At 64.9% G+C, this 26,278-nt stretch carries 22 protein-coding genes; 11 read left to right on the top strand and 11 right to left on the bottom strand.

What is annotated here, in order from left to right:
• Window positions 1-351 precede the first annotated feature (351 nt).
• The 3 genes from GGQ64_RS22785 to xylF form a co-directional block, all read right to left on the bottom strand.
• The gene (locus GGQ64_RS22785; protein WP_183807644.1) at window positions 352-1,137 is read right to left on the bottom strand and encodes an ATP-binding cassette domain-containing protein; all 786 of its coding nucleotides are present in this window, start codon (window positions 1,135-1,137) and stop codon (window positions 352-354) included.
• Window positions 1,138-1,151: 14 nt separating this feature from the next.
• A complete protein-coding gene (locus GGQ64_RS22780; RefSeq protein ID WP_183807643.1) occupies window positions 1,152-2,465 on the bottom strand; it encodes a sugar ABC transporter permease in 1,314 nt (437 codons plus the stop codon).
• 255 nt (window positions 2,466-2,720) lie between these two features.
• Window positions 2,721-3,758: a D-xylose ABC transporter substrate-binding protein gene (gene xylF / locus GGQ64_RS22775; RefSeq protein WP_183807642.1), complete on the bottom strand. Its 1,038-nt coding sequence runs from the start codon at window positions 3,756-3,758 to the stop codon at window positions 2,721-2,723.
• A gap of 243 nt (window positions 3,759-4,001) precedes the next feature.
• Between xylF and GGQ64_RS22770 the strand changes: the two genes are divergently transcribed.
• Window positions 4,002-5,216, top strand: a complete 1,215-nt coding sequence (locus GGQ64_RS22770; protein ID WP_183807641.1) for an ROK family protein — start codon at window positions 4,002-4,004, stop codon at window positions 5,214-5,216.
• A gap of 103 nt (window positions 5,217-5,319) precedes the next feature.
• On the opposite strand, the gene iolG is transcribed toward GGQ64_RS22770, so the two are convergent.
• The gene (iolG, locus tag GGQ64_RS22765) at window positions 5,320-6,312 is read right to left on the bottom strand and encodes an inositol 2-dehydrogenase (RefSeq protein WP_183807640.1); all 993 of its coding nucleotides are present in this window, start codon (window positions 6,310-6,312) and stop codon (window positions 5,320-5,322) included.
• A gap of 357 nt (window positions 6,313-6,669) precedes the next feature.
• Between iolG and GGQ64_RS22760 the strand changes: the two genes are divergently transcribed.
• Window positions 6,670-6,903 carry a hypothetical protein gene (locus GGQ64_RS22760; protein ID WP_183807639.1) on the top strand — a complete coding sequence of 78 codons (234 nt, stop codon included), beginning with the start codon at window positions 6,670-6,672 and terminating at the stop codon, window positions 6,901-6,903.
• A gap of 21 nt (window positions 6,904-6,924) precedes the next feature.
• On the opposite strand, the gene GGQ64_RS22755 is transcribed toward GGQ64_RS22760, so the two are convergent.
• Together GGQ64_RS22755 and GGQ64_RS22750 are read right to left on the bottom strand one after the other, a co-directional pair.
• Window positions 6,925-7,446 carry a hypothetical protein gene (locus tag GGQ64_RS22755; RefSeq protein ID WP_183807638.1) on the bottom strand — a complete coding sequence of 174 codons (522 nt, stop codon included), beginning with the start codon at window positions 7,444-7,446 and terminating at the stop codon, window positions 6,925-6,927.
• A gap of 9 nt (window positions 7,447-7,455) precedes the next feature.
• Window positions 7,456-8,472, bottom strand: coding sequence for a LysR family transcriptional regulator (locus tag GGQ64_RS22750; RefSeq protein ID WP_183807637.1), 1,017 nt, complete (start codon window positions 8,470-8,472; stop codon window positions 7,456-7,458).
• 267 nt (window positions 8,473-8,739) lie between these two features.
• On the opposite strand from GGQ64_RS22750, the gene chvE reads away from it, so the two are divergent.
• The 6 genes from chvE (at window position 8,740) to araD (ending at window position 17,096) form a co-directional block, all read left to right on the top strand.
• Window positions 8,740-9,810: a multiple monosaccharide ABC transporter substrate-binding protein gene (chvE, locus tag GGQ64_RS22745; RefSeq protein ID WP_183807636.1), complete on the top strand. Its 1,071-nt coding sequence runs from the start codon at window positions 8,740-8,742 to the stop codon at window positions 9,808-9,810.
• Between the two features lie 117 nt (window positions 9,811-9,927).
• Entirely contained in the window at window positions 9,928-11,463 is a 1,536-nt protein-coding gene (mmsA, locus tag GGQ64_RS22740; RefSeq protein WP_183807635.1) for a multiple monosaccharide ABC transporter ATP-binding protein, read from the top strand.
• Window positions 11,463-12,671: a multiple monosaccharide ABC transporter permease gene (gene mmsB, locus GGQ64_RS22735; protein ID WP_183807634.1), complete on the top strand. Its 1,209-nt coding sequence runs from the start codon at window positions 11,463-11,465 to the stop codon at window positions 12,669-12,671. The genes mmsA and mmsB overlap by 1 nt, the downstream gene beginning before the upstream one ends.
• A gap of 133 nt (window positions 12,672-12,804) precedes the next feature.
• Window positions 12,805-13,800 (top strand): AraD1 family protein, encoded by a 996-nt coding sequence (gene araD1, locus GGQ64_RS22730; protein WP_183807633.1) that lies wholly within the window; start codon window positions 12,805-12,807, stop codon window positions 13,798-13,800.
• 58 nt (window positions 13,801-13,858) lie between these two features.
• Complete coding sequence (locus GGQ64_RS22725) at window positions 13,859-15,292, top strand: aldehyde dehydrogenase family protein (protein WP_183807632.1); 1,434 nt, start codon at window positions 13,859-13,861, stop codon at window positions 15,290-15,292.
• A gap of 64 nt (window positions 15,293-15,356) precedes the next feature.
• Complete coding sequence (araD, locus tag GGQ64_RS22720; RefSeq protein ID WP_183807631.1) at window positions 15,357-17,096, top strand: L-arabinonate dehydratase; 1,740 nt, start codon at window positions 15,357-15,359, stop codon at window positions 17,094-17,096.
• A gap of 170 nt (window positions 17,097-17,266) precedes the next feature.
• Here araD and GGQ64_RS22715 read toward each other — a convergent pair whose 3' ends face one another.
• The gene (locus tag GGQ64_RS22715) at window positions 17,267-18,259 is read right to left on the bottom strand and encodes an MBL fold metallo-hydrolase (RefSeq protein WP_183807630.1); all 993 of its coding nucleotides are present in this window, start codon (window positions 18,257-18,259) and stop codon (window positions 17,267-17,269) included.
• Window positions 18,260-18,396: 137 nt separating this feature from the next.
• On the opposite strand from GGQ64_RS22715, the gene GGQ64_RS22710 reads away from it, so the two are divergent.
• Complete coding sequence (locus GGQ64_RS22710; protein ID WP_183807629.1) at window positions 18,397-19,293, top strand: LysR family transcriptional regulator; 897 nt, start codon at window positions 18,397-18,399, stop codon at window positions 19,291-19,293.
• A 68-nt stretch (window positions 19,294-19,361) separates the two neighbouring features.
• Here the strand turns inward: GGQ64_RS22710 and GGQ64_RS22705 are convergent, their stop codons facing one another.
• Genes GGQ64_RS22705 through GGQ64_RS22695 form a run of 3 tightly spaced genes read right to left on the bottom strand, consistent with a single transcriptional unit; the run spans window position 19,362 to window position 22,567 of the window.
• Window positions 19,362-20,186 (bottom strand): transglutaminase family protein, encoded by an 825-nt coding sequence (locus GGQ64_RS22705; RefSeq protein ID WP_183807628.1) that lies wholly within the window; start codon window positions 20,184-20,186, stop codon window positions 19,362-19,364.
• 24 nt (window positions 20,187-20,210) lie between these two features.
• The gene (locus GGQ64_RS22700; protein WP_183807627.1) at window positions 20,211-21,152 is read right to left on the bottom strand and encodes an alpha-E domain-containing protein; all 942 of its coding nucleotides are present in this window, start codon (window positions 21,150-21,152) and stop codon (window positions 20,211-20,213) included.
• A 5-nt stretch (window positions 21,153-21,157) separates the two neighbouring features.
• Window positions 21,158-22,567 (bottom strand): circularly permuted type 2 ATP-grasp protein, encoded by a 1,410-nt coding sequence (locus GGQ64_RS22695; protein WP_183807626.1) that lies wholly within the window; start codon window positions 22,565-22,567, stop codon window positions 21,158-21,160.
• A 295-nt stretch (window positions 22,568-22,862) separates the two neighbouring features.
• Here GGQ64_RS22695 and GGQ64_RS22690 point away from each other — a divergent pair, with 295 nt between their 5' ends.
• Entirely contained in the window at window positions 22,863-23,753 is an 891-nt protein-coding gene (locus tag GGQ64_RS22690; RefSeq protein ID WP_183807750.1) for a DMT family transporter, read from the top strand.
• A 138-nt stretch (window positions 23,754-23,891) separates the two neighbouring features.
• Entirely contained in the window at window positions 23,892-24,527 is a 636-nt protein-coding gene (locus GGQ64_RS22685) for a LysE family translocator (protein WP_183807625.1), read from the top strand.
• Between the two features lie 76 nt (window positions 24,528-24,603).
• Here GGQ64_RS22685 and GGQ64_RS22680 read toward each other — a convergent pair whose 3' ends face one another.
• The gene (locus GGQ64_RS22680) at window positions 24,604-26,046 is read right to left on the bottom strand and encodes a DEAD/DEAH box helicase (protein ID WP_183807624.1); all 1,443 of its coding nucleotides are present in this window, start codon (window positions 26,044-26,046) and stop codon (window positions 24,604-24,606) included.
• Window positions 26,047-26,278 lie beyond the last annotated feature (232 nt).

The raw sequence follows: 26,278 nt of genomic DNA, 5'->3' as shown, positions 1-26,278 counted from the left end.
CGGGTCGCGAAGCGATCCGGGTCAGGCAGTGATCAAATGAACTGAATTTACAAGCGCAGGACCCCCGCCCCACGAATGCAGCCGCCCCCTCACGGCCGGCAGAATCGTCATATTTTATCATGACATTTAGAGTCAAGTAATAAGCTTGGAGAAATGCGACCCATGATTGCAAATGGCGCTGCGCGGAGCGGGCCCGCGGGCCTCGTGCGCCGGCACATGTCCGGCGAGGGCGGCAAAGTGTCGCGATGCCGCCGGAGCGGGGAGGGGATCGGGCGGGCAGAAAAAATCCGCCGTCCCCGAAGGGCCGACGGAGCTTTGCTGGTCTCAGCTAGATTATGGTCTCAGCCAGGTTCAGGCCGTCTGCATGGCGCCGGGGCCGGGGATGGCCTTGGGCGGGCACTTGCCGAGGATGATCATGCCGAGCACCTCGTCCTTGGTCACGTCCTCTGTGCGGGCGTGGCCGACCACCTGGCCGTTCTTCATCACCGACACGCGGTCGGCGAGGTCGAAGACGTCGTGGATGTCGTGGCTGATCAGGAAGATGCCGATGCCTTCCTTCTTCAACTGCTTGATCAACTCGCCGACCTGCGCGGTCTCCTGCGGCCCAAGCGCTGCCGTCGGCTCGTCCATGATCAGGATGCGGGCGTCGAACAGGATGGCGCGGGCGATCGCCACCGACTGGCGCTGGCCGCCGGAGAGCGCCTTCACCGGTTCCTTGAAGCGCTGGAAGTTGGGGTTCAGGCGCCCCATGACTTCGCGGGCCTTGGCCTCCATCGCCACGTCGTCCAGCGTGCCCCAGGGGGTGCGCAGTTCGCGGCCGAGATAGAGGTTGGCGGCGGCATCGACGTTGTCGGCGACGGCGAGCGTCTGGTAGATCGTTTCGATCCCGTATTTCTTGGCGTCGCGCGGGTTGTTGATCTCGGCCGGCTCGCCGTTGATCAGGATCTCGCCGGCGTCGCGCCGGTAGGCACCGGAAAGGATCTTGATCAGCGTCGACTTGCCGGCGCCGTTGTGGCCGAGCAGGGCCACGACTTCACCCGGATGAAGATCGATCGAGGCGTTGTCGACGGCGTGGATGCCGCCGAAGGAGATGGAGATGTTCTTCATTTCCACGAGCGGAGTGCGTTGGTCTGACATGGGCGTACTCCTTCTTACTTGGCTCGGGCGCGGTAAACGGTGTCGAGCCAGACGGCGACGACGAGAACCACACCGACGACGATGCGCTGGAACGGGCTGTCGATGCCCAGAAGCACCATGCCGGACTGCAGCGACTGCATGACGAGAGCGCCGATCATCGCACCGGCGATGGTGCCGACGCCGCCGGCGAGCGAGGTGCCGCCAATGACGGCGGCGGCGATCGTGTAGAGCTCGTCGAGCTCCCCTTGCGCGTTTGTCGCCGCATTGAGGCGCGCGGTGGAGATTGCAGCCGCAATGGCGCAAAGCACGCCCATCAGCATGAAGATCTTCACGGTCACCCAGCGTGTCTTGATGCCGGCCAGTTCGGCGGCCTCCGGGTTGCCGCCGAGCGCGAAGACGTAGCGGCCGAAGCGCAGGCGGGTGGCGATGAAGGTCATGACGATGCCGACGGCGATCGCGATGAGGACCGGTATGGCAATCCCGTGCGAGATTTGCAGGCCCCCCTCGGGCCAGGCGATGCCGTTGGCGTCGGCATAGCGGCGGGCGATGTTGATCGGCCAGAAGTAGGCGTTGGCGATCGCGACGGCGCCGAGAACCAGCACGCAGCCCAGCACCGACAAGAAGTATTCTGCCCAGACCGGTCGCAGCGGAAAGCCGAAGCGCTTGCGCTGCTTGCGGGAATTGAGGATCGCGCCGACGATGGCGACGCAGGCGACGATGCCGACGATCCAGCTGGCGGTCGCGCCGATCGAACCCTCGGTGCCGCCGCCCATCAGGCGGAAGGTGGAATTCATCGGGGCGACCGTCTGGCCGCTGGTGACGAACCAGGTCGCGCCGCGCCAGACGAGCAGGCCGCCGAGCGTGACGATGAAGGCGGGCACGTTGAGGAAGGCGATGATCGAGCCCTGCAGCGCGCCGATGGCGGCACCGACGAGAACGCCGCTTGTGAGCGTGATGATCCAGATCGCCGGGTGCTCGAGGCCGAGATATTGCGGCAGGATCTTCGCCTGCATGACGCCCATGATCATGCCGCAGAAGCCGAGCACGGAGCCGACCGAGAGATCGATGTTGCGGGTGACGATGATCAGCACCATGCCGGTCGCCATCACGGCGACGGACGACGTCTGCACCGTCAGGTTCCACAGGTTGCGCGGCGTCAGGAACAGCCCGCCGGTCAGAAACTGGAAGCCGAGCCATATGATGACCAGGGCCCCGACCATTCCGAGCAGGCGGGTGTCGATCTCGGTCGCCCTGAAAAAGCGCCTGATCGGATTTTCGTCCGCGTTCCGGGCGCGGTTTGCCTGGTTCGCGTGTGTGATGTCGGCCATGGACGTGCCTTCCCCCACTGAAGCTTGTTGATGATGCCGCACCACCTGCCCTGGCGGGGAGGGGGAGGCGGCAGGTCTTGCGATGACGGGAGCTGCCGGGCATCTCGCCGGCGGGCTCTTTTGACGTCACGGCGGAGACGATGGCTTTTCCATTGTCCGCCGCGGTCCCACCTTGCGCAAGCGCCGCAACGGGGTGCGTTGCGGCGCTCGGGAAGGATCGAGGTCAGGTTTCCCCTTGGCCCCCGTCGGGATCGGTTACTTGCAGGCGGCGACGTCGCCCTTGACGCCCTGGCAGGCTTCGTCCTTGGAGATCCAGCCCGCGTCGATGACGACGTTCAGGTTGTCCTTGGTGATCGGCAGCGGTGCCAGAAAGACCGACTGCATGGCAACGCCCTTCGGTCCGCCGTCGAAGGTCGTGACGCCTGCGATCTCTTCCATCTTCTTGCCGCCGGCGAGTTCGACGGCGATTTCAGCCGCACGCTTGCCGAGTTCACGCGAGTCCTTCCAGACCGAGACCGTCTGCGTGCCGAGCGCGATGCGGTTCAGCGCCGCCTTGTCGGCATCCTGGCCGGAAACCGGAACGGAGCCGGCAAGGCCCTGGGCGTCGAGGGCTGCGATCGCGCCGCCGCCGGTGCCGTCGTTGGAGGCGACGACCGCGTCGACCTTGTTGTCGTTGGCGGTCAGGAACTGTTCCATGTTCTTCTGGGCGATCTCGGGCTTCCAGCCGTCGGTATAGGCTTCGCCGACGTTCTTGACCTTGCCTGCGTCGATCGCTTCCTTCAGCACTTCGATCTGCCCGGAGAAGAGGAAATCCGCATTCGGGTCGGCGGAGTTGCCCTTGATGAACACGTAGTTGCCTTCCGGCTTCACCTTGAACACTTCGCGGGCCTGCATGCGGCCCACTTCCTTGTTGTCGAAGGTGATGTAGAAGGCGGCCGGGTTCTCAATCAGGCGGTCGTAGCCGACGACCGGGATGCCTTCGGCCGCGGCCTTTTCGATCGCCGGGGCGATTGCATCGGAATCCTGCGCGAGCACGATCAGGGCATTGGCGCCCTGGGCGATCAGCGATTCGACATCGGTCAGCTGCTTGGCGGCGGACGACTGGGCGTCGGCCGAGATGTACTTGTCGCCGGAGGCCTCGAGTGCAGCCTTGATCGCGGCTTCGTCGGTCTTCCAGCGCTCTTCCTGGAAGTTCGACCAGGAAACGCCGACCACGAGGTCCTTTGCCTGCGCTACGGAATGCAGCGACACGATGACGGCAACCCCTGCCATCAGCTTCAGAACTGATTTCATTTCATCCTCCCAAATGAATGCCGGCCGCCCGGACGAACCTCCCGTCACCGTCGACGACCAACCAAGACGCTGCCGCAAATCCTCTCCCTCAAGCTCTCGGGGAATTTTCTCGACAGTCGAGAAAATAGATGTCAGAAGTTCTAACGGCTGTCAACAAGGGGTGTGGAGGACTTGCAGGCAGCGGCGGCAGATGCTTTGGGAGGAGCATTGGTTGGAGATACGCATCGAGATCGGAGTTCCTGAATGCTGACGCGATCGAGCACCGAGCTGGTGCGTCAGCAAAACAGCGCGCTCGTCCTGGCGACGCTGCGCCGCCTGGGCGCGCTGTCGCACACCGAACTCTCTGCCCGCACCGGCCTTGCGTCGGCCACCGTTTCGGCCATCACGGCCGAGCTGGAGCGCGCCCGGATCATCGAGAAGCTGGAGCAGCAGAGCGCCGGAGCCCGCGGCCGCCCGCGGGTGCTCTTCAGCCCGCGGCGGGACTGCGGCTATCTCGTTGCCGTGCGCATCTCCTCCGATGTGGTGCAGTATTCGCTCGCCGACTATGCGGGCACGCTGATCGACCGCTTCGATGAGCCGCGCCAGCATGCCGACCCCTCGACGGAAAGGTTCGTTCTTACGCTGCAGGAGGGGCTCGCCAAGGTGTTGCAGCGTTCGGCGCTCGGCCGCGAGCGCGTGCTGGCCGTCTCCATCAGCAGCAAAGGGATCGTCGATCCGACCGGAACGCGGCTTGTCTGGTCGCCGGTCTTCGGCCTTGCGCAGATCGACTTCGCATCGGTGCTTTCCGAATGGTCTTCGGTCACGCTCAGCAACGAGACGCTGCTCGTCGCCCATGCGCTCGGCCGGCGGGCGGAGAAGGCGGGCGAGGGCGGGCGGTCGCTTGCGGCGCTGTCGCTCGGCCACAGCGTCGGGCTCGGGATCGTCAGCGGCGATGCCGACGGCGACCTCAAGGTGTCCGCTCCCAACTTCGGCCACATGCTGCACGCCACCGACGGCAAGGTCTGTCGCTGCGGCGCGCAAGGCTGCATCGAGGCTTCGGCCGGCTTCTACGGCATCCTGCGCACGGCCTTCGAGGTGCCGCCGGACACGATACCGGCCAAGTTCGTCCCGCTTGCGGAGATGGAAAAGATCGCGCTCCGCGCGCGCCAGGGGCATCGCATGTCGGAGTATGCCTTCCGCCAGGCCGGACTTGCGCTCGGCCAGGGCCTGTCGCGCGTCTTCAGCCTCCACGAGAGCATGCCGGTCACCATCACCGGACTGGGCGTGCGCTTCATGGACCTGTTGGCGCGCGGGATCGAGGAGGGGCTGATGCAGACGCAGCAGGGCCGCCTGCAGGGCATGCCTGCGATCACGATCGCGCAGGACGAGGCGACGCTCGTGTTCGAGGGCCATCTCGACCGGGCGCTGACGCAGGTGGACCGGGCGCTCGCCGGGGAGCGGGCGACAAGCGGCGGGTGAGGGGTTACCGGCGGCGCATCCCGCCCTGTCGCCGCCTAAGGGACCGGTCGCAACAAAAAAGGCCGGGCGCAGGGCCCGGCCAGTTGCTGGGAGGAGCCTTTGGTCAGCCGATCGAGACCTGCCGCTTTTCCTTGACCGATTTCAGCGCCGCATCGGCGATGACGAGCGCTGCGAGCCCGTCTGCGCCGGAAGGCGCAAGCGGCGCTCCCTTCTCCAGGGAGCCGATGAAGCCTGCGATCTCGTTGGCATAGGCCTCGGTGTAGCGGGTCATGAAGAAATCGTGCAGCGGCGGGCGGGTATAGCCGTCGCCGGTGGCGACCTCGATGGAGACCGGGCGCTGGTTTTCCGCAGAGACCATGCCTTTCGAGCCGTGGACCTCGATGCGCTGGTCGTAGCCGTAGGTGGCGCGGCGCGAATTGGAGATGATCGCCTGCCGGCCCGAGGCCGTCTGCAGGATCACCGAAACGCTGTCATAGTCGCCGGCCTTGCCGATCGCCTCGTCGACGAGCACGGCGGCCGTCGCCGTGACAGTGACCGGCTCCTCTCCGAGCAGGAAGCGGGCCATGTCGAAATCGTGGATGGTCATGTCGCGGAAGATGCCGCCGGAGCGCTTGATGTAGTCCACCGGCGGCGCGCCGGGGTCGCGCGAGGTGATCGTGACCATCTCCACGTCGCCGATCTTTCCGGCATCGATCGCTGCGCGCACCGCCATGAAATGCGGATCGAAACGGCGGTTGAAGCCGACCATCAGCTTGCCATTCGTCTCTTTCACGACCTTCATGCAGGTGCGCACGCGCTCCACGTCGAGGTCGACCGGCTTTTCGCAGAACACGGCCTTGCCGGCCCGGCAGAAGCGCTCGATCAGGTCGGCATGCGTATCGGTCGGGGTGCAGATGACGACGGCGTCGATGTCGCCTGCCGCCTCGATCTGCTCGATCGTGCGCACGGCGCATCCATATTGCGCGGCAATCGCCTCGGCGGCCGAAGGAAAAGCGTCGGCAACGGCGACAAGGGTGGCGTCGGGGTTGCCGGATACCGCCTTGGCGTGAACTTTGCCGATGCGGCCGGCGCCGAGGAGACCAAATCTGACGGTCATCTGTCCTGCTCTCATGTAGCCGGACCGTTCCGTCCGGCGAAAGGCGGGGCTCTGCGCTTCCCCGGATCGCGCCCGCCGCAGGGGCGGGGTTCGGGGGAGGATCGGGTCGACATAGCCGATTTGGAATATGTAGTCTGAATTCTCTCTCCCGTGGAATATTCATTCCATTTCATGCCTATGCCGTCAAGGGGCAGTTTGGCGTTTGCGACGCGAATGTCCACCCGCATGCTTCCTCCCACGGGTCACGCGCGCATGCCGGCCGATCGAGCGCCGGGGCCGGTTCGGGCGGGCAGAACCGATTTCCTTTGGCAGCGATTGGTTCTAAGAGGGCCTGTGAAGAAAAACGGAGCCAGCCTCATGAAATTCATCGATCCCACCCACCCGGTCTATCGTCCGCTTTGGGTGCGCCTTCTGATCGTGGGGAGTTGTGCGGCCTGGACGGCGGTCGAGTATTACAACGGCCAGGAGACCTGGGGGCTGATCTTCCTCATCGTCAGCGCCTATGCTTTCGCCCAGCTGATCCTGTTCTACAAGCCGGACGAGGCGCGCACGCCGGACAAGAAGCCGCCCGAAGAGGGCGGCGAGAAGTAGCGGCGGGCTCGCGCCGACATCCTAGCGGCGAAGGCCCAGGGCCGCCTCCGCCTGCATCCGCCGCAGCGTCTCGTCGATCAGCATGTTGGCGATCATCATGCGCCGCGTGGCGTTTTCCCGTAGATCCCAAGGTGCTGTGTCGGGGTGATTGTCGCGGGCAAAGGCACGGCGGATCCCTGCGAGTTGCGCTTGGGTCTCGTTTCCGGTGAGGCCGAGGTCGGCCGCGATCTCCTCCGGGGCGGTCCGCAACAGATGCGGCGGCGGCGCGGGTGCTACTGGCATGGCCGGCGCTGCTTCGGCCGAAGCACCGGCCTCCCCGAACGGGTCGGCTCGCTCCGACGCGTCGAAGTCGTCCATGTCGCGGTAGGCGGCTGCGGCGGAATGGGACGGGACCGATGGCCGGCCCGTGGGCAGCACGGTGAAGACGGGATGGGCGCTGCGGACAGTTTCGCCCGCGTCCTCGACGCGCGCGGCCGGTCCGGCATCCTCCTCCTCTTCCCGCAGGCGCTCCAGCACGCTCTCGAACACGCTCTTGCCGAACATCCGTCTTCCTCAGCCTTCCGAGCGGTCCGGAAAGAGCATCCGACTGCGCTGGAGAATCAGATCATAGAACAGCTTGGCGCTCGGCGGCAGTTCCCGGCCTTTAACGGCGATGAGGCTGTAGGGCTTGATGTCGATGTCGAAGTCGGTCTTCAGGATGCGCACCTCGCTCGGTCCCCCGCCGTTCTCGATGACGAACTCGGCCATGTCGAGGGCGACCGGCGCGATCGCGTTGGAGGAACAGACGAGCGCCACCGTCAGAAGCAGCGAGGCGGTGTTGACCACCGTCGCCGGCAGGGGAACGTCGCCGGCGATGAAGAGCTCCTCGACCCGCCGGCGCAGCAGCGTTCCCGGCGGCTGGAACACCCAGTCGTAGGAGGGTAGGTCCGTCAGCGACACGGTGTCCTTTTCGGTCAACGGGTGCCCCTTGCGTACGATCAGGCAGGCCTTCTCCACTCCGATCTCCTGGACGTGGAAGAGGCGCGGGTCGAGATCGTCGGGCACGCGGGCGATGATGAAGTCGTGCTTCGACGAGATCAGCTCGCGGGCAAGGACATTGCTTGTCTCGATGCGGACGTTGACCTCGATGCCGGGATAGGCGGCGCTGACCTGCTGGATCGCAGGGACGGCGAGGCTGATCGCCGGTGCGGTCACCGTGCCGAGGAAGACCGTGCCGCCGGCGCCGGACTTGAGTGCGGTGATTTCCCGGTCGACTTCGTCCAGCTCCAGCAGGATCGTGCGGGCGCGGCGGGCGAATGCCCGGCCGAACTGGGTGAGCTCGACCCCGCGCGAAACCCGTTCACAGAGCGGTACCTTTATTATACTCTCCATCTCCGTCAGCATGCGCGATGCCGCCGGCTGGGAGATGTTGAGGGCCGCTGCGGCCGCGCTGACCTGCTTGTGTTGGTCGATTGCGACGATCATGCGCAGATGGTTGAGCTTGAGCCCCGAGCGCAGCAGGCCGAGGCCAAGCTGGTCATCGGCGGGGCGATCGGGCGGCGGCTGGCCGACGGATATGGCTTCATGCATATGTTAACCGCGTTCCTTCACTCAAAAATCATATCATTAACGATCATTATATCGCTTTTGGTATGAGAATAGAAGCTTATTGTATTTGACAGTTATAGCATTTCGGTAGAGTTTGCCGCGAGGTGCGCTCGCGCCCAAGGGAGTTGAGGCCGGGAGGGGTAATCATCCTTTTCCTCCGTTGGAGACCGTCGTCTGCGACAGCGGGCAGCGAAGCACTGAATTCGGTCTGGACGTGGAGTCAGGCCTGTACAAGGGAGAGACTAAATAATGAAATTGATCACTTCGCTTCTCGCCGCGGCTGCCATCAGCGTGGCGTCGTTTGCCGTGCCTGCCTTTGCGCAGGACAAGGGCACCGTTGGCATTTCCATGCCGACCAAGACCTCGACCCGCTGGATTTCCGACGGCGAGACCATGGAGAAGCTGTTCACGGACGCCGGCTACACGGCGGACCTGCAGTTTGCTGACGACGACATTCCGAACCAGCTGGCCCAGATCGAAAACATGGTCACCAAGGGTGCCAAGGTTCTCGTCATCGGCGCCATCGACGGCACCACGCTGTCTGACATCCTGGCCAAGGCACACGACGCCGGCGTCAAGGTCATCGCCTATGACCGCCTCATCCGCGATTCGGGCAATGTCGACTACTACGCCACCTTCGACAACTTCCAGGTCGGCGTCCTGCAGGCGAGCAGCCTCGTTGACGGTCTGAAGGCAAAGTTCCCGGACGTGAAGCCGTGGAACGTCGAGCTGTTCGGCGGTTCGCCGGATGATAACAACGCCTTCTTCTTCTACGACGGCGCGCTGTCGGTGCTGCAGCCGCTCATCGACAGCGGTGACATCGTGATCAAGTCCGGCCAGCAGGGCATGGACCAGGTCGGCACGCTGCGCTGGGACGGTGCGGTCGCCCAGGCCCGCATGGAAAACCTGCTGTCGTCGAACTACACCGATGCGCAGGTCCACGGCGTCCTGTCGCCCTATGACGGCCTCTCCATCGGTATCCTGTCGGCCCTGAAGGGCGTCGGCTACGGCTCGGGCGACCAGAAGATGCCGGTCGTCACCGGCCAGGACGCGGAGCTGCCGTCGGTCAAGTCGATCCTCGCCGATGAGCAGGGCTCGACGGTCTTCAAGGACACCCGCGAGCTCGCCAAGGTTGCCGTCAGCATGACGGACGCCATCCTCGGCGGCAAGGAGCCGGAAGTGAACGACACCAAGACCTACGACAACGGCGTCAAGGTCATTCCGTCCTACCTGCTGAAGCCGGTTGCGGTCGACAAGTCCAACGCCAAGGAAATCCTGGTCGGCGCCGGCTACTACACCGAAGATCAGATCGACAACTGATAGCGGTTTGAAATCGGGGGGTCCGCGATCGGTTGCGGACCCTTTTATCTTGGCGGGGGAGCCTGTAGAGTTTGCGCCCCACCCGTCGCACGCAGAATACTGCCGGAATGCCTGAACATGGACAACATCATCCTCGAAATGCGGAGCATCACCAAGACGTTTCCAGGCGTCAAGGCGCTCGACGACGTCAGCTTCAAGGTCCGCGAAGGTGAGATCCACGCGCTCGTCGGTGAGAACGGTGCCGGCAAGTCGACCCTGATGAAGGTGCTGAGCGGCGTCTATCCCGCCGGCACCTATGAAGGCGAGATCCACTATGACGGCGAGCTCCGCCGGTTTTCCACAATCGCCGACAGCGAGCATCTCGGCATCATCATCATCCACCAGGAGCTGGCACTCGTGCCGCTGCTGTCGATCGCCGAGAACATCTTCCTCGGCAACGAGATCGCCACCAACGGCGTGATCCACTGGCCGCAGACGTTTGCCCGCACGCAGGAACTCCTGAAGAAGGTCGGCCTGACGGAATCGCCCGCCACCCTCATCACCGATATCGGCGTCGGCAAGCAGCAGCTGGTCGAGATCGCCAAGGCGCTGTCGAAGAAGGTGCGCCTGCTGATCCTCGACGAGCCCACGGCGTCGCTGAACGAAAAGGATTCCGAGGCGCTGCTGAAGCTCCTGATGGAGTTCCGCGCCCAGGGCATGACCTCGATCATCATTTCGCACAAGCTGAACGAGATCAAGAAGGTCGCCGACAAGATTACGATCCTGCGCGACGGCGGCACTGTCGAGACCCTGGACTGTCACAAGGAAGACATCAGCGAGGACCGGATCATCAAGGGCATGGTCGGTCGCGACATGGAAGACCGCTATCCGCCGCGCGAGCCGAAGATCGGCGAGAACCTGCTGGAAGTGAAGAACTGGAACGTCTTCCACCAGCACCACCGCGACCGGCAGTTCCTGCACGACATTCATTTCAACGTCCGCGCCGGCGAAGTCGTCGGCATCGCCGGGCTGATGGGCGCGGGCCGCACCGAGACCGCGATGAGCATCTTCGGCAAGTCCTGGGGGCACAAGATCACCGGCGAAGTCAGCATGCGCGGCAAGCCGGTCGACGTCAGTACCATCCCGAAGGCCATCGACGCGGGCCTCGCCTATGTCACCGAGGACCGCAAGCATCTCGGCCTCGTGCTGATGAACAACATCAAGCAGAACACCACGCTTTCCAACCTCGAGGACGTCTCGAAGAACGGCATCATCGACGACCACAAGGAAACGAAGGTCGCGACCGACTATCGCTCGAAGCTGCGCATCCGCTCGCATTCGATCTATCAGGAGACGGTGAACCTCTCCGGCGGCAACCAGCAGAAGGTGGTGTTGTCGAAGTGGCTGTTCACCAATCCGGAAGTGCTGATCCTCGACGAGCCGACGCGCGGCATCGACGTCGGCGCCAAGTTTGAAATCTACACCATCATCAACCAGCTTGCAGCCGAGGGCAAAGGCATTCTGATGATCTCTTCGGAGATGCCCGAGCTGCTTGGAACCTGCGATCGCATCTATGTCATGAATGAAGGACGTATCGTCGCGGAGCTTTCCAAGGAGGAGGCAAGCCAAGAATCCATCATGCGCGCCATCATGCGCTCCGGGGAGAAACACTAATGGTCGCCGATACCAGCGCTCCAACTTCGAAACCGTCCATCGGGGACTATCTCAAGAACAATATCCGTGAGTACGGCTTGCTCGTCGCGCTCGTGGTCATCATGGTGTTCTTCCAGATCCTGACGAACGGCGTCCTGTTCCGGCCCGTCAACATCACCAACCTGGTGCTGCAGAACTCGTTCATCGTCATCATGGCGCTGGGCATGCTGCTGATCATCGTGGCGGGACACATCGACCTCTCGGTCGGCTCGATCGTGGCCTTCATCGGCGCGATCTCGGCGATCATGCTGGTGAAATGGGGCCTGCCCGCCATCATCGTGGTTCCGGCCTGTCTCATCGTCGGCGGTATCCTGGGGGCTGCGCAAGGCTACTGGGTGGCCTACCAGAAGATCCCCGCGTTCATCGTCACGCTGGCCGGCATGCTGGTCTTCCGCGGCATGACCTATGTCGTGCTCGGCGGCCGCCCGATCGGTCCGTTCCCGAAGGAATTCCAGGTTCTCTCCACCGGCTTCGTGCCCGATTTCTTGTCTTTCCTGAACCCGGCGCCCGAGACGATCAAGAACATGGTCGCGCTCGTCGCCGTCATCCTGCTCGTGGCGCTGGCGATCTGGTCCGGCTTCCGCAGCCGCAGGATCAACGAGATGCACGGTACGGAAAACGAGCCGTTCGTGTTCTTCGCCGGCCAGATGGCCGTCATCGCCATCGTTGCGCTGTTCATCGGCTTCCAGCTGTCCACCTATCGCGGCCTGCCGAACGTGCTGGTCGTCATGGGTGTCCTGATCGCCCTCTATTCCTTCGTCACCACACGCTCGACGGTCGGCCGGCGGATCTATGCCATGGGCGGCAACGAGAAGGCGGCGAAGCTTTCGGGCATCAACACCGAACGGCTGACCTTCTACACCTTCGCCAACATGGGCGTGCTTGCAGCGCTTGCCGGCATGATCATCACGGCGCGTCTCAACTCGGCGACGCCGAAGGCGGGCGTCGGCTTCGAGCTGGACGTGATCGCGGCCTGCTTCATCGGCGGCGCTTCGGCTTCCGGCGGCGTCGGCAAGATCACCGGTGCCGTGATCGGCGCCTTCATCATGGGCGTGATGAACAACGGCATGTCGATCATGGGCATCGGCATCGACTACCAGCAGCTGATCAAGGGCCTGGTGCTGCTCGCTGCCGTGTTCTTCGACGTCTACAACAAGAACAAGGGCTGACCGGCTCGACGCCGGACAGCCGCACAGTCGTCAACCTATCGGGCCGCGGGGCGGTCGGGCGGTGCGGTAACGGCCGCGCCGGTTGCGAAGCCTTGCCGAGGCGGGCTGTCGCGAACGAACAAGGATTTGGACCATGCTGGTATCACAGTTGAAGAATGCCGACGGCTCGATCACGGTTGCCGCACGCGAGGACGGGCAGGGCGCCCGGGCCGTCAAGAACGCGGCGAGCCTGCATGCGCTGGCGATGGAGGCTGCCGACGGCGGCAAGAGCCTGAAGGCGGTGATCGAGGCACACGGCTATGGCGAGGCGGTGGACCTGGAGAAGGCCTATGCCGAAGGCCGGCTGGTCTCGCCCATCACCCATCCCGATCCCGCCCACCTGCACCTGACCGGCACCGGCCTGACGCATCTGGGGTCGGCTGCGACCCGCGACGCGATGCACAAGAAGACAACCGAGGCGGCCGCCGAGACGCTGACCGATTCCATGAAGATGTTCAGGATGGGCCTGGAGGGCGGCAAGCCGAAGCCGGGTGAGAAGGGCGTACAGCCCGAGTGGTTCTACAAGGGCAACGGCACCCAGGCCGTTGCCCCCGGTGGTGCCTTGACCTCGCCCTCCTTTGCCGAGGATGGCGGCGAGGAGCCGGAAATGGCCGGCATCTACATCATCTCGTCCAGGGGCGTGCCCTTCCGCCTCGGCTTTGCCGTCGCCAACGAGTTCTCCGACCACGTCACCGAACGGGTGAACTACCTGTGGCTGGCGCATTCCAAGCTGCGCCAGGCGAGCTTCGGCCCGGAGATCCGCATCGGTGCTGCGCCCGAGGACATTCGCGGCTTCTCGCGCATCGTCCGCGACGGCAAGGTCTTGTGGGAAAAGCCGTTCCTGTCGGGCGAGGCGAACATGTCGCACACCTTCGCCAACCTCGAGTACCATCATTTCAAGTACGGCCTGTTCCGCCAGCCGGGCGAGGTGCACGTGCACATGTTCGGCACGGCGACGCTGTCGTTCGGTGACGGCATCCGCACGCAGGAAGGCGACGTCTTCGAGATCGGCGCCGACGGATTCGGCCTGCCGCTGCGCAATCCCTTGGCAATTGCCAAGGAAGAAAAGTTCGAAATCCAGCAACTCTAGTAACAGATCCCGGCGCGGCGTCCGCGCCGGGTCGCGATGAGACAGGAGGGCCTTGCCCATGACCATGCACAAGAACCTGATTGCCGGCGAATGGGTCGGCAGCGAAGCGATCAAGAACATCAACCCGTCGAACACCAACGACGTGGTCGGCGAATACGCCCGCGCGTCTGCCGACGATGCCAAGGCTGCGATCGCCGCTGCCAAGGCCGCCTTCCCGGCCTGGTCGCGCTCGGGCATCCTCGAGCGCCATGCGATCCTGAAGAAGACCGCCGACGAGATCCTGGCGCGCAAGGACGAACTCGGCACGCTGCTCGCCCGTGAAGAGGGCAAGACGCTGCCCGAGGCGATCGGCGAGACGATCCGCGCGGCGCAGATCTTCGAATTCTTCGCCGGCGAGACGCTGCGGCTGGCCGGCGAGGTGCTGCCGTCCGTTCGTCCGAACATCGGCGTCGAGATCACCCGCGAGCCGGTCGGCGTCGTCGGCATCATCACACCGTGGAACTTCCCGATCGCCATTCCCGCCTGGAAGATCGCGCCGGCGCTCGCCTTCGGCAACACGGTGGTGTTCAAGCCGGCCGAGCTGGTGCCCGGCTGCGCCTGGGCGATCGTCGACATCCTGCATCGCGCGGGCCTGCCGAAGGGCGTGCTGAACCTCGTCATGGGCAAGGGCTCGGTCGTCGGCCAGGCGATGCTGGAAAGCCCGGACGTCGCCGCCATAACCTTTACCGGCTCGACCGGCACGGGAAAGCGCGTGGCGGCCGCCTCGATCGAGCATAACCGCAAGTTCCAGCTGGAGATGGGCGGCAAGAACCCGTTCGTCGTCCTCGACGATGCCGACCTCACCGTGGCCGTCGAGGCCGCCGCCAATTCCGGCTTCTTCTCCACCGGCCAGCGCTGCACGGCGTCGTCGCGGCTGATCGTCACCGAAGGCATCCACGACAAGTTCGTCACAGCGCTGACGGAGAAGCTGAAGGGCCTGGTCGTCGACGACGCCTTGAAGGCCGGCACCCATATCGGCCCGGTGGTCGATGCCGGCCAGTTGAAGCAGGACACCGACTATATCGAGATCGGCAGGAAAGAGGGCGCCAAGCTCGCCTTCGGCGGCGATCTCGTCAAGCGCGACAATCCCGGCTTCTTCCTGCAGCCGACACTGTTCACCGAGGCGACGAACGCGATGCGGATCAGCCGCGAGGAGATCTTCGGCCCGGTCGTCTCCGTGATCCGGGTGAAGGACTACGAGGAAGCACTCGCGACCGCCAACGACACGCCGTTCGGGCTGTCGTCGGGCATCGCCACGACGAGCCTGAAGCATGCGACGCACTTCAAGCGCAACGCCGAGGCCGGCATGGTGATGGTCAACCTGCCGACCGCGGGCGTCGACTTCCACGTGCCCTTCGGCGGCCGCAAGGGATCCTCCTACGGTCCGCGCGAACAGGGCAAGTACGCCAACGAGTTCTACACGACGGTCAAGACTGCCTACACGCTGGCGTAACCCGCCGGCCTGACACATTGCCCCGGCACTGGCGCCGGGGCGGCTCTCTCAAGGACTACGACAGATGACGAAGAAAGCGGAATGGCCGCGCAGGCTGAGGTCACAGGAATGGTACGGCGGCACGAGCCGCGACGTGATCTATCATCGCGGCTGGATGAAGAACCAGGGATATCCACACGACCTGTTCGACGGGCGTCCGGTGATCGGCATCCTCAACACCTGGTCGGATCTGACGCCCTGCAACGGCCATCTGCGCGAGCTTGCCGAGAAGGTGAAGGCGGGCGTGTGGGAAGCCGGCGGCTTCCCGGTCGAGGTGCCGGTGTTCTCGGCGTCCGAAAACACCTTCCGCCCGACCGCGATGATGTACCGCAACCTCGCCGCACTCGCGGTCGAAGAGGCGATCCGCGGCCAGCCGATGGACGGCTGCGTGCTGATGGTCGGCTGCGACAAGACCACGCCGTCGCTGCTGATGGGTGCCGCCTCCGTCGACCTGCCCTCGATCGTGGTCACCGGCGGGCCGATGCTGAACGGCTATTTCCGCGGTGAACGCGTCGGCTCGGGCACGCATCTGTGGAAGTTCTCCGAGATGGTGAAGGCCGGCGAGATGACCCAGGCCGAGTTCCTCGAGGCCGAGGCCTCGATGAGCCGCTCGACGGGCACCTGCAACACCATGGGCACCGCCTCCACCATGGCTTCCATGGCCGAGGCGCTCGGCATGGCGCTGTCCGGCAACGCCGCGATTCCCGCGGTCGATTCCCGCCGCAAGGTGATGGCGCAGATGACCGGCCGGCGCATCGTCCAGATGGTCAAGGACGACCTCAAGCCCTCCGACATCCTGACCAAGCAGGCCTTCGAGAACGCCATCCGCACCAATGCGGCCATCGGCGGCTCGACCAATGCCGTGATCCACCTGCTCGCCATCGCCGGCCGCGTCGGCATCGACCTGACGCTGGACGACTGGGACCGCTGCGGCCGCGACGTGCCGACGATCGTCAACCTGATGCCGTCCGGCAAGTACCTGATGGAAGAGTTCTTCTACGCCGGCGGCCTGCCGGTGGTGCTGAAACGCCTCGGCGAGGCCGGCCTCCTGCACAAGGACGCGCTGACGGTCTCCGGCGAAACCATGTGGGACGAGGTCAAGGGCGTCGTCAACTGGAACGAGGATGTCATCCTGCCGGCCGAACAGGCTCTGACGCAGTCGGGCGGCATCGTCGTCGTACGCGGCAACCTCGCGCCGAAGGGCGCGGTGCTGAAGCCGTCGGCCGCCTCCGAGCATCTGCTCGTCCACCGGGGCAGGGCGGTCGTGTTCGAGGACATCGACGACTACAAGGCCAAGATCAACGACGACGATCTCGACATCGACGAGACCTGCGTCATGGTCATGAAGAACTGCGGGCCGAAGGGGTATCCCGGCATGGCCGAGGTCGGCAACATGGGCCTTCCGCCGAAAGTTCTGAAGAAGGGCATCACCGACATGGTGCGCATCTCCGATGCCCGCATGTCCGGCACCGCCTACGGCACCGTCGTCCTGCACACCTCGCCGGAAGCCGCCGTCGGCGGGCCGCTCGCGGTCGTGAAGAACGGCGACATGATCGAGCTGGACGTGCCGAACCGGCGCCTGCATCTCGACATTTCCGACGAAGAGCTGGCGAAGCGGCTTTCCGAATGGCAGCCGAACCACGAACTGCCGACGTCCGGCTACGCCTGGCTGCACCAGCAGCACGTCCAGGGCGCCGACACCGGCGCCGACCTCGACTTCCTCAAGGGATGTCGCGGAAGCGCAGTCGGCAAGGACAGCCACTGAGGCGTTCGCGCAGGAACCGAAACGGTAAAGAGGCGGGGTATGGCCCCGCCTTTTTTCGTTTACCGCCCGTTGACCGTTGGACACCACCTTCCGATCTCCGCCCCATGTCGCCGAGATGGAAACCGTGGCGCGCCCGGACGCCGCGTGCTCCTGTGCGGCCGCAGCGGACCTCAGTTCTGCAGGGCCCAGTCCGCCACCTGCCAGCGCAACTGCCCGCGGTCGGTGACGACACGGCCGAGCCCCGGGAAGGGCATGTGCGTGGCAGCGATGAGCGCGCCTTCCGAAGCGGCGCGAGGAAAAAAGCGGTCGCGCATCGCTTTGGCCGCTGCAGGGTCCTGCTCGAACAGGAAGAACACATCGGTCGCCCCAGGATGCACGACCGGAAAGATCATATCCGAAACCATGATGAGGCTCTGCCCGCCATCTTCGACCCGCACGCCGATATGGCCGGGCGTGTGGCCGGTAAGGTCGACAATGGAGACGCCCGGCACAATCTCACGCTCGCCGTCAATCGCCTGGAGTTTCGGGTAGAGGCGCACGACCTCGCCGGCCATTTGGAAGCTGGTCTGTAGATAGTCGGGCGCGCCGCTGCGCTTGGCCGGGTCGGTCCAATGGGTAACGTCGCGACGATCGATGTAGAGATCCGCGTTGGGGTAGTTGTTCTTGCCCCCGACGATCAGGCCGCCCATGTGGTCCTGATGCATGTGCGTCACGATCACCGCGTCGATCTGGTCGCGCTGCAGGCCGAGCGCGGCGAGCGCCAGCGGCAGTGAGCCCGTCTCCCCGATCGAGCCCGCTGGACCGGCGTCGATCAGGATGCGGCGCTCGCCATCCTCGACGAGATACTGGTTGAAGAGGAACCGCACGCCGCTTTTCCGGGCGGTGAATTGCGCGATTGCCGCCTGCTCGACCTCGGCCGCGGTGCGTCCCGGAAAATAGTCGTAGGGCATGTCGGCATACCCGTCCGTCAGGGCCGTCACCGTGAAGCGGCCGATGCGGATCTGCGCCAGCGGCGTAACGCTGACCGGCGTCCTGGCGGCAGCCTGGGTCGCGGCAAGGGCGGACGCAGGAGCGCCACCGATCAGGCCTCCCCCGAGGAGGCTCCCCCCGATAAGGCCCATGGGAAGGGCACCGACAAAGGCGCGACGCAATAGTTGAGGCATGACGCCTTCCTCCGGATCGTTGAGAATAGGGTGGGGCCGGCCTGCGTCCCCAGGACGGCGTGAAAGCTATGATATCCACAACCAATAGGGTACCCTGCCATTCAGGGAGCTTTCCTCCCAAATTCCGGAAGGATCCGATGGATCGGTTCGAATCAATGTCGGTGCTGCTGGCGGTGGTCGAGGCAGGCAGCCTCTCGGCCGCGGCGCGGCGACTGCATGCACCGCTCGCCACGGTCAGCCGCAAGGTCGCCGATCTCGAAAAGCACCTCGGTGTGCGCCTGGTCCTGCGCACCCGCAGCGGCCTCGCCATGACGGAGGAGGGGCGCGCCTTCATCGCCGCGTCACGTCGCATCCTGGAGGACTTGGATGCGGCGGAGCGGCAGGCCAGCGGCGATCATGGCGCGCTGCGTGGAAGTCTGCACGTGACCGCACCGATAGCCTTCGGCGAGCGCCACCTGCTGCCAATGGCGATGGAATTCCTGAAGGAGCACCCCGATATCAACCTGCGCCTGACCTTGGCCGATCGGCAGCTAAGCCTGGCGGATGACCACGTCGATGTGGCCCTGCGGATCGGGCATCTGCCGGACAGCGCGCTGATCGCAACGCGCGTGGGCGCCGTCCGCCGGGTGATCTGCGCGAGCCCGGACTATCTCGCCCGTCGAGGCGTGCCGCGTCAGCCGGATGACCTCGCGCAGCATGACGGCATAAGCTTCCAGGGCTTCGCGACCGCCCCGGAATGGCGCTACCGCCGGGACGGCGCGGGCTTTACCATCGAGCCGCGTTCCAAGCTCGCGGTAAACACGACGGAGGCTGCCATTCAGGCTGCACTGGCCGGTATCGGCATTATCCGCGTGCTGTCTTACCAGATCTCCGATCAGTTGCGCTCCGGCGCGCTGCAGGAAGTGCTGACCGAGTTCGCACCGGAACCGCTGCCGGTGAACGTTGTCCATGGACCAGCCGATCCCCTGCCGCTGAGGGTGCGGTGCTTCCTCGACTGGATTGGGCCCCGCCTACGCGCGCAGATGGCTCACTAGCGTCCACGCTATCCAGCCTGCAAGGTAGACGGCTCCACATCAGGGGCCATGCGGATGGCGGGCCTGGCTCAGCTCTGGCTCTGCGACTGGCTTTGCCCCGCGGGCTCGACCCTGATGGAGACGCTCATCGTCTCGGCCGCCCTGCCGAGCACAAGGCCGGAGACGGGGGCGGCGTCGCTGTAGCAGAGGCCGGTTGCCAGCCGCACGTAGCGATCGTCGGGGCAGATGTCGTTGGCCGCATCGAAGCCGATCCATCCGATACCCTGGATGTGGACGTCGGCCCAGGCGTGGCTGGCGGTCTGGTCGGCCTGGCCGTCCATCAGCAGGTAGCCTGAGACGTAGCGGGCCGGCAGGCCGAGCACGCGGGCGGCTGCGATCATCACATGGGCGTGGTCCTGGCAGACGCCGGAACCCTTCTCCAGCGCGCGCTCGGCGGTGGTGTCGGCTGCGGTCTCGCCGGCCTTGTAGTCGATCGCCTCGTGGATTAGCCCCATCATCGCATGCATGCGGGCGAGCTCGTTTTCGCCGTCGGTGGCGCGGGCGAGTTCGCGCACCAGCCGGCCGGGCCTCGTCAGCGGTGTTTCGCGCAGGTAGAGCCAGAGCGGAACGAAGCCCTGGTGGGGACCGAAGACGCCGGCGCGGTCCTCCGTGTCGACCTCGCCTTCGGCGACGATGCGGATTGTCGTCTGGTCCGCATTCATGCTGACGAGATCGACATGATTGCCGAAATGGTCGGCGTAGCCCACCTCCACATGCGCGCCGTGGACAGTCGTTCGCCAGTCGTGCACGGTCTGCCCGGGCTGGGTCTTCGGGGTCAGCCGCAGGCGCTGCAGAGAGTACTGTACCGGCTCGTCATAGGTATAGACGGACGTATGGTTGATCTTCAGCCGCATCTTCAAGTCCCCTGCTGCGCAACGCTACTGATAGAAGCGGTAGCCGTCGGCGATCTCCTGCCCCAGCCTGTTGTTCTGGACGATGAATTCCTCGATGAACTCGTGCAGCCCCTGGTCCATGACGTCTTCCATCGTCCGGTTCTGCAAAAGCGTCAGTGTCGTGGAGGCGGTCTCGTGGGCGGCGTGGGTCTCGCCGTAGGTCTGGCCGAGGAAGCAGAGGTTGCTGACGATCTTCTCGTAGCTGAAGGCGAGCGAACGTGGCATGCGCGCATTCAGGATGAGGAAATGGGCGATGTTGGACGGCGTGTACTCGCCGTCATAGACCCAGCCGTAGGAGCGGTGGGCGGAGACCGATCGCAGGATCGATTCCCACTGCATGTTGTCCAGCGACGAACCGACCTGCGAGATCGCCGGCAGGAGCACGTAGTACTTCACGTCGAGGATGCGCGCGGTGTTGTCGGCGCGCTCGATGAAGGTGCCGATGCGGGCAAAGTTGTAGATGTCGTCGCGCAGCATCGTGCCGTGGAAGGCGCCGCGGATGAGGCCGGCCCGCCGCTTGATCGTCTCGATGATCTCGGGCAGGTCGGTGGAGCGTGCCTTGCGGGCGAACACATGCTTCAGATCGATCCAGCATTCGTTGACCGCTTCCCAGGTCTCCCGCGTCAGCGCGGTGCGCACCATCCGGGCATTGTTGCGGGCCGCCTCGATGCAGGACAGCACGCTCGAGCCGTTGGCCTTGTCGCGCAGCAGGTAGTCGACCGCGTCCATGCTCGAAAGGGCCGGGTGGACCTTGTCGTAGTCCTCGCGCACGCCTGCGCTCTGCAGGACGCCGTCCCAGTCTTCGTCGCGACTGTCGGTGCGGGTGAGCGACATGCGCAGGCCGGCATCGATCAGGCGGGCGGTATTTTCCGCCCGCTCGATGTAGCGGAACATCCAGTATAGTCCGTTTGCGGTTCTGCCCAGCATGGTGCTCAGTCCTCCAGAACCCAGGTGTCCTTGGTGCCGCCGCCCTGGCTCGAATTGACAACGAGCGATCCGGCCTTCAGCGCGACGCGCGTCAGGCCACCGGGGATGATCTGCACCTTGTCGGAGACGAGCACATAGGGGCGCAGGTCGACGTGGCGGGGCGCCACGCCCTTGTTGACCAGGATGGGGACGGTGGAGAGCGACAGCGTCGGCTGGGCGATGTAGCTGCCCGGCCTGGCCTTCAGCTTGTCGGCGAAGAGCGCACGCTCCCGCTTCGTTGCCGTCGGTCCGACCAGCATGCCATAGCCGCCCGAGCCGTGCACCTCCTTCACCACGAGCTCTTCCAGATGTTCGAGCACGTATTTCAGGCTGTCCGGCTCCGAACAGCGCCAGGTCGGCACGTTCTCCAGTATCGCCTTGCGGCCGGTATAGAACTCGACGATCTCCGGCATGTAGGAATAGATCGCCTTGTCGTCGCAGATGCCGGTGCCGGGCGCGTTGGCGATGGTGATGTTGCCGGAGCGATAGACGTCCATGATGCCGGGAATGCCCAGCGCAGATTCGGGACGGAAGGTGAGGGGATCGAGGAAGTCGTCGTCGACGCGGCGGTAGAGCACGTCGATCGCCTCGTAGCCGCGGGTGGTGCGCATCTTCACCTTGCCGTCGATGACGCGCAGGTCCGATCCCTCCACCAGCTCCACGCCCATCTGGTCGGCGAGGAAGGCATGCTCATAGTAGGCGGAGTTGTAGATGCCGGGCGTGAGGACTGCGACGCGCGGCCGGCCGCTGCAGCCGGGCGGGGCCAGCGATGCGAGGCTCTGGCGCAAGAGGTTCGGATAGTTCTGGACCGGGCGGACCTTGTTCTGGTGGAACAGCTCCGGAAACATTTGCATCATGGTTTCGCGGTTTTCCAGCATGTAGCTGACGCCCGACGGCGTGCGCGCATTGTCCTCCAGCACGTAGAACTGGTCCTCGCCGGTGCGGACGATATCGGTGCCGACGATATGGGTGTAGACGCCGCCCGGCGGCTTGAAGCCGATCATCTGCGGCAGGAAGGTCTCGTTCTTCTCGATCAGCTGGCGCGGGATGCGCCCGGCGCGGATGATCTCCTGCTTGTGGTAGATGTCGTCCAGGAAGGCGTTCAGCGCGATCACCCGCTGCTCGATGCCCTGGGCCAGCTTACGCCACTCGCGGCCGGAAATGATGCGGGGGATGAGATCGAAGGGGATGAGTTTTTCGGAGCTATCGGCGTGGCCGTAGACGGCGAAGGTGATACCGGTCTTGCGAAAGATGTTCTCGGCGTCCCTGGACTTGGTGATCAGGCGGGCCCGATCCTGACTGGAGTACCATTCATGGTAGTCTTTGTACGGCCGGCGCGGACTGGAGTCCGCGTTCATCATTTCATCAAATGCCAACGGCGTGTTCCCCAATTTTCTCGCCATTTGAGTACAACGTCCTGGGCAATGCAAGAACCGTGCTCAATCGGCATGCAAAAATCTGCCGGGCGCAAACAAACGGCAATTGCATGCGTTCGGTTCCGCCGGGGCAGCTTGTCGTTGTCCTACCGTGCGGCCCTGGCTGCTCAATAAAAATGCAAATGCCGCCGGCGCAGCATGGCTGAACCTAACGATCAAGAATATTGCTTTGACCATCGGGTGGCAGCGCCCTAACGCTGGCGCCTTCGATCCCGCAAGGCAGTCCGCAGCCCTCATGACCCTCGACCGCATCGCTCCGGCCCTTTTCGTGCTGCTCTGGTCCTCCGGCTGGGTGGCGGCGAAGTATGGCGGCATCTATTCCGATCCGCTGACCTTCCTCGTCGTGCGCTATATCACCGCAGCACTCCTCTTTGCCGCCGTCTGTTGGGTCGCCGGCGTGCGGTGGCCGAAGGGGCGGTCGGCGATCGTGCACGCGATGATCTCGGGCGCCTTCCTGCACGGCTTCTATCTGGGCACGGTCTGGTGGGCGATCGCGCACGGGGTGCCGGCAGCGCTTTCGGGCATCATCGCCGCGCTGCAGCCGCTGATGACGGCGCTGGCCGCGCCGTATTTCATCGGCGAGAGGCTGTCGCCGCTGCAGAAGAGCGGTATCTGCCTCGGCTTTGCCGGCGTCGCCATCGCCGTCGTGCCCAAGCTCCTGGGCACGGGGCAATCGGAGATCCCGGTGTTCCCGGTGATCATGAACGTGATCGGCATGGTCTCGGTGACCTACGGCACGATCTACCAGAAGCAGCACCTGCAGACCGGCGACCTCAGGGCGATCGCAACGCTGCAATATGTCGGTGCGGCCGCCGTCACGCTGCCCTTCGCACTCGCCCTGGAGCCGTTCCGGGTGGAGCTTTCCTTCGGGTTCATAGCGCTCCTCCTGTGGTCGGTCGTCGGCATCTCGATGGGGGCGATCCTGCTGCTGCTCTACCTGCTGCGCCGCGGCCAGGTGTCGCGTGCCGCCGCACTGATCTACCTCGTGCCGCCGCTCGCATCCGTCCAGGCAGCCATCATCTTCGGCGAGGAACTGACGCTGCCGATGATCCTCGGCACGCTCGTCGTCATCGCCGGCGTCTACCTCGCCAACCGCAAGCAACGGCAGGCGGCGCCGGCGGAGTAGGGCGGCTCAGGCGGGCCGCCACCGGCAGTTGCAGTCACGGCAAAATTCCGTACTCTGCGGCGGCCGGATGCCGCATCCGGGCGACCGCGGTGTCCGGACGGCGGCGGGAGTGGAGCATATCCGGACGGGGGAGCCGACATGGTTGGAACGACCGTATTTGCGTTTGCACTCGTTGCCTTCATCGGGATCACGACGCCGGGACCAACGGTGCTGCTCGCGCTTTCGAACGGATCGCGCTTCGGGGTGCGACGTGCCTGCCTCGGCATGGTCGGTGCGGTGTTGTCGGACTTCGTGCTGATCGGCGCGGTCGCGCTCGGCCTCGGGGCTCTGCTTGCCGCGTCCGAATTCTGGTTTTCGGTCGTCAAGTGGCTCGGCGCAGGCTATCTCGCCTTCCTCGGCGTGATGCTCCTTCGTTCGAAGGGCACGCTCGACGCCGCGCTGCAGCCGGTGGGCGGCACAGACATCGGGACGACCCGGCCGATCTTCCTCAAGAGCTTCCTCGTCGCGGTAACGAACCCGAAGGGCTATCTGTTCTTCTCGGCCTTCCTGCCGCAATTCATCGATCCGGCGGCGCCGCAGGCTCAGCAATACCTGGTGCTTGCGCTCGTCTTTGCCGGCATCGATTTCATCGTCATGTTCGGCTATGCGCTGTTGGGTGCGCAGGCGGTCCGGATGCTGCGCAGGTCGGGCGCCATCTGGCTCGACCGGATCTGCGGCGGCGCGCTGCTGGCGCTTGCCGGATCGCTGGCCCTCTATCGGCGGGCAGGGGCGTAGAGGCAAGGCCCGACCAAATGAAAACGGCGGACCGAAGCCCGCCGCAATTCAGTTCACTTCACAGCGTGTGCCGCGCTCAGGCCTGTTCGCGCTTGCCGTTCTGGCGGCGCGACTGGCCGTTGCGGTTGCCGTTGTTGCCGGGGCGGCCGCCGGCGTGGTTGCGGTTGCGGCCTTCGGCGTGCTTCTGGTCGGGGCGGCCCGGTGCGTGGCGGTTCTGTCCCGTGCCGTCGCCGCGTTCGCCTGACTGGCTGCCTGACTGCGCGCGATGCTCGGTGCGCTGCTGGCCGCCGCGGGCGCCCTGGCCCTGCGGGCGGGCCGGACGGCCCTGGCCGCCGCGCTGGCCGCCGCGACCCTTGACGGACTTGCCGCCGGGGCCGGGCATGCCGACCGGGGGTTCGCCGCTGGCAACGGCGATCGAAATGCCCATCAGCCGCTCGATGTCGCGCAGCAGGCGGATGTCTTCCGGTGCGCAGAAGGCGATCGCAATGCCGTCACGGCCGTTGCGGGCGGTGCGGCCGATGCGGTGGACATAGGCGTCCGGCACTTCCGGCAGGTCGTAGTTGTAGACGTGGGTGACGCCCGGAATGTCGATGCCGCGTGCGGCGACGTCGGTCGCCACGAGAACGCGGATCTCGCCGTCACGGAACGCCTTGAGCGCCCGCTCGCGCTGGCCCTGGCTCTTGTTGCCGTGGATCGAGGCAGCCTTGAAGCCGATGTGGTCGAGATGCTTCATCAGTTTCTCGGCGCCATGCTTGGTGCGCGAGAAGATCAGCGCGAGACCGTCCGGATTGTCGTTGAGCGTCTGGCGGAGGATCTGCGTCTTGTGGTCCTTGCCGGGGACGAAGTGGACGTACTGCTCGACCTTGTCGGCAGCCTTGCCCGGAGGGCTCACTTCGACCTTCAGCGGGTTCGTCAGGTATTCGCCGGCAAGCTCGGCGATCAGCTTCGGCATGGTCGCGGAGAATAGCAGCGTCTGCCGGTTCTTCGGCACGAGCTTGGAGATCTTGCGCAGGTCGTGGATAAAGCCGAGGTCGAGCATCTGGTCGGCTTCGTCGAGGACGAGGTAGCGGCCCTGCGTCAGGGTGACCGACTTGCGGGAGACGAGGTCGAGCAGGCGGCCGGGCGTTGCGACGAGAATGTCGGTGCCGCGTTCCAGCATCTGCGACTGCTTGTGGATCGAGGCGCCGCCGACGACGGTGACGACGCGCAGGTGTGTCTTCTTGACGAAATCGCGCAGGTTGTCGGCGATCTGGTTCACCAGTTCGCGGGTCGGGGCTAGAACGAGCGCGCGGATGTTGCGCGGGTCGGGGCGGCGGTCTTCGGCGAGCAGCCGCTCGATCATCGGCAGGCCGAAGGCGGCCGTCTTGCCGGTGCCGGTCTGGGCAAGACCGATCAGGTCGTTGCCGGCGAGAACCATCGGAATCGCCTTCTCCTGGATCGGGGTTGGCTTGTCGAAGCCGAGCGCTTCCAGCGCAGACAGAACGTTCTTCGACAGACCGAGGTCATGAAAAGTGGTCAAAGCAATAGCCTTTCGGGGCGCCAAACGCATCGACCGGAGCGGCTCCATTGCCGATCCGGTATCGTTTGGCGTCAAGAACCCCGCGTGAATTGGGAACTTGTGGGTTGATAGAGGCGTCTGGCGCAGTTTCCCGCCGGGTGGCGGCACAATTTCTCTTGCGCTCTTCCTTCTTCCGCAGTCCAATCAGGAACTGTGCGGGGCTCGCTCACGCGGCGGCCGGAAGGATTACACA

It is taken from the genome of Mycoplana azooxidifex (genome assembly GCF_014196765.1).
GTDB lineage: Bacteria > Pseudomonadota > Alphaproteobacteria > Rhizobiales > Rhizobiaceae > Mycoplana > Mycoplana azooxidifex.
The sequence above is the reverse complement of the archived record's forward strand: the minus strand, read 5'-3'. Positions and strand labels throughout refer to the sequence as shown.

What these genes read in the sequence shown, in the direction of transcription:
- araD (WP_183807631.1), top strand. Translation starts at nt 15,357, where the DNA reads ATGACGAAGAAAGCGGAATGGCCGCGCAGGCTGAGGTCACAGGAATGG.
- GGQ64_RS22780 (WP_183807643.1), bottom strand. Translation starts at nt 2,465, where the DNA reads ATGGCCGACATCACACACGCGAACCAGGCAAACCGCGCCCGGAACGCG.
- chvE (WP_183807636.1), top strand. Translation starts at nt 8,740, where the DNA reads ATGAAATTGATCACTTCGCTTCTCGCCGCGGCTGCCATCAGCGTGGCG.
- GGQ64_RS22705 (WP_183807628.1), bottom strand. Translation starts at nt 20,186, where the DNA reads ATGCGGCTGAAGATCAACCATACGTCCGTCTATACCTATGACGAGCCG.
- GGQ64_RS22685 (WP_183807625.1), top strand. Translation starts at nt 23,892, where the DNA reads ATGGTTGGAACGACCGTATTTGCGTTTGCACTCGTTGCCTTCATCGGG.
- mmsA (WP_183807635.1), top strand. Translation starts at nt 9,928, where the DNA reads ATGGACAACATCATCCTCGAAATGCGGAGCATCACCAAGACGTTTCCA.
- GGQ64_RS22690 (WP_183807750.1), top strand. Translation starts at nt 22,863, where the DNA reads ATGACCCTCGACCGCATCGCTCCGGCCCTTTTCGTGCTGCTCTGGTCC.
- GGQ64_RS22755 (WP_183807638.1), bottom strand. Translation starts at nt 7,446, where the DNA reads ATGTTCGGCAAGAGCGTGTTCGAGAGCGTGCTGGAGCGCCTGCGGGAA.
- GGQ64_RS22770 (WP_183807641.1), top strand. Translation starts at nt 4,002, where the DNA reads ATGCTGACGCGATCGAGCACCGAGCTGGTGCGTCAGCAAAACAGCGCG.
- GGQ64_RS22750 (WP_183807637.1), bottom strand. Translation starts at nt 8,472, where the DNA reads ATGCATGAAGCCATATCCGTCGGCCAGCCGCCGCCCGATCGCCCCGCC.
- araD1 (WP_183807633.1), top strand. Translation starts at nt 12,805, where the DNA reads ATGCTGGTATCACAGTTGAAGAATGCCGACGGCTCGATCACGGTTGCC.
- GGQ64_RS22725 (WP_183807632.1), top strand. Translation starts at nt 13,859, where the DNA reads ATGACCATGCACAAGAACCTGATTGCCGGCGAATGGGTCGGCAGCGAA.
- GGQ64_RS22785 (WP_183807644.1), bottom strand. Translation starts at nt 1,137, where the DNA reads ATGTCAGACCAACGCACTCCGCTCGTGGAAATGAAGAACATCTCCATC.
- mmsB (WP_183807634.1), top strand. Translation starts at nt 11,463, where the DNA reads ATGGTCGCCGATACCAGCGCTCCAACTTCGAAACCGTCCATCGGGGAC.
- GGQ64_RS22700 (WP_183807627.1), bottom strand. Translation starts at nt 21,152, where the DNA reads ATGCTGGGCAGAACCGCAAACGGACTATACTGGATGTTCCGCTACATC.
- xylF (WP_183807642.1), bottom strand. Translation starts at nt 3,758, where the DNA reads ATGAAATCAGTTCTGAAGCTGATGGCAGGGGTTGCCGTCATCGTGTCG.
- GGQ64_RS22710 (WP_183807629.1), top strand. Translation starts at nt 18,397, where the DNA reads ATGGATCGGTTCGAATCAATGTCGGTGCTGCTGGCGGTGGTCGAGGCA.
- GGQ64_RS22760 (WP_183807639.1), top strand. Translation starts at nt 6,670, where the DNA reads ATGAAATTCATCGATCCCACCCACCCGGTCTATCGTCCGCTTTGGGTG.
- GGQ64_RS22715 (WP_183807630.1), bottom strand. Translation starts at nt 18,259, where the DNA reads ATGCCTCAACTATTGCGTCGCGCCTTTGTCGGTGCCCTTCCCATGGGC.
- iolG (WP_183807640.1), bottom strand. Translation starts at nt 6,312, where the DNA reads ATGACCGTCAGATTTGGTCTCCTCGGCGCCGGCCGCATCGGCAAAGTT.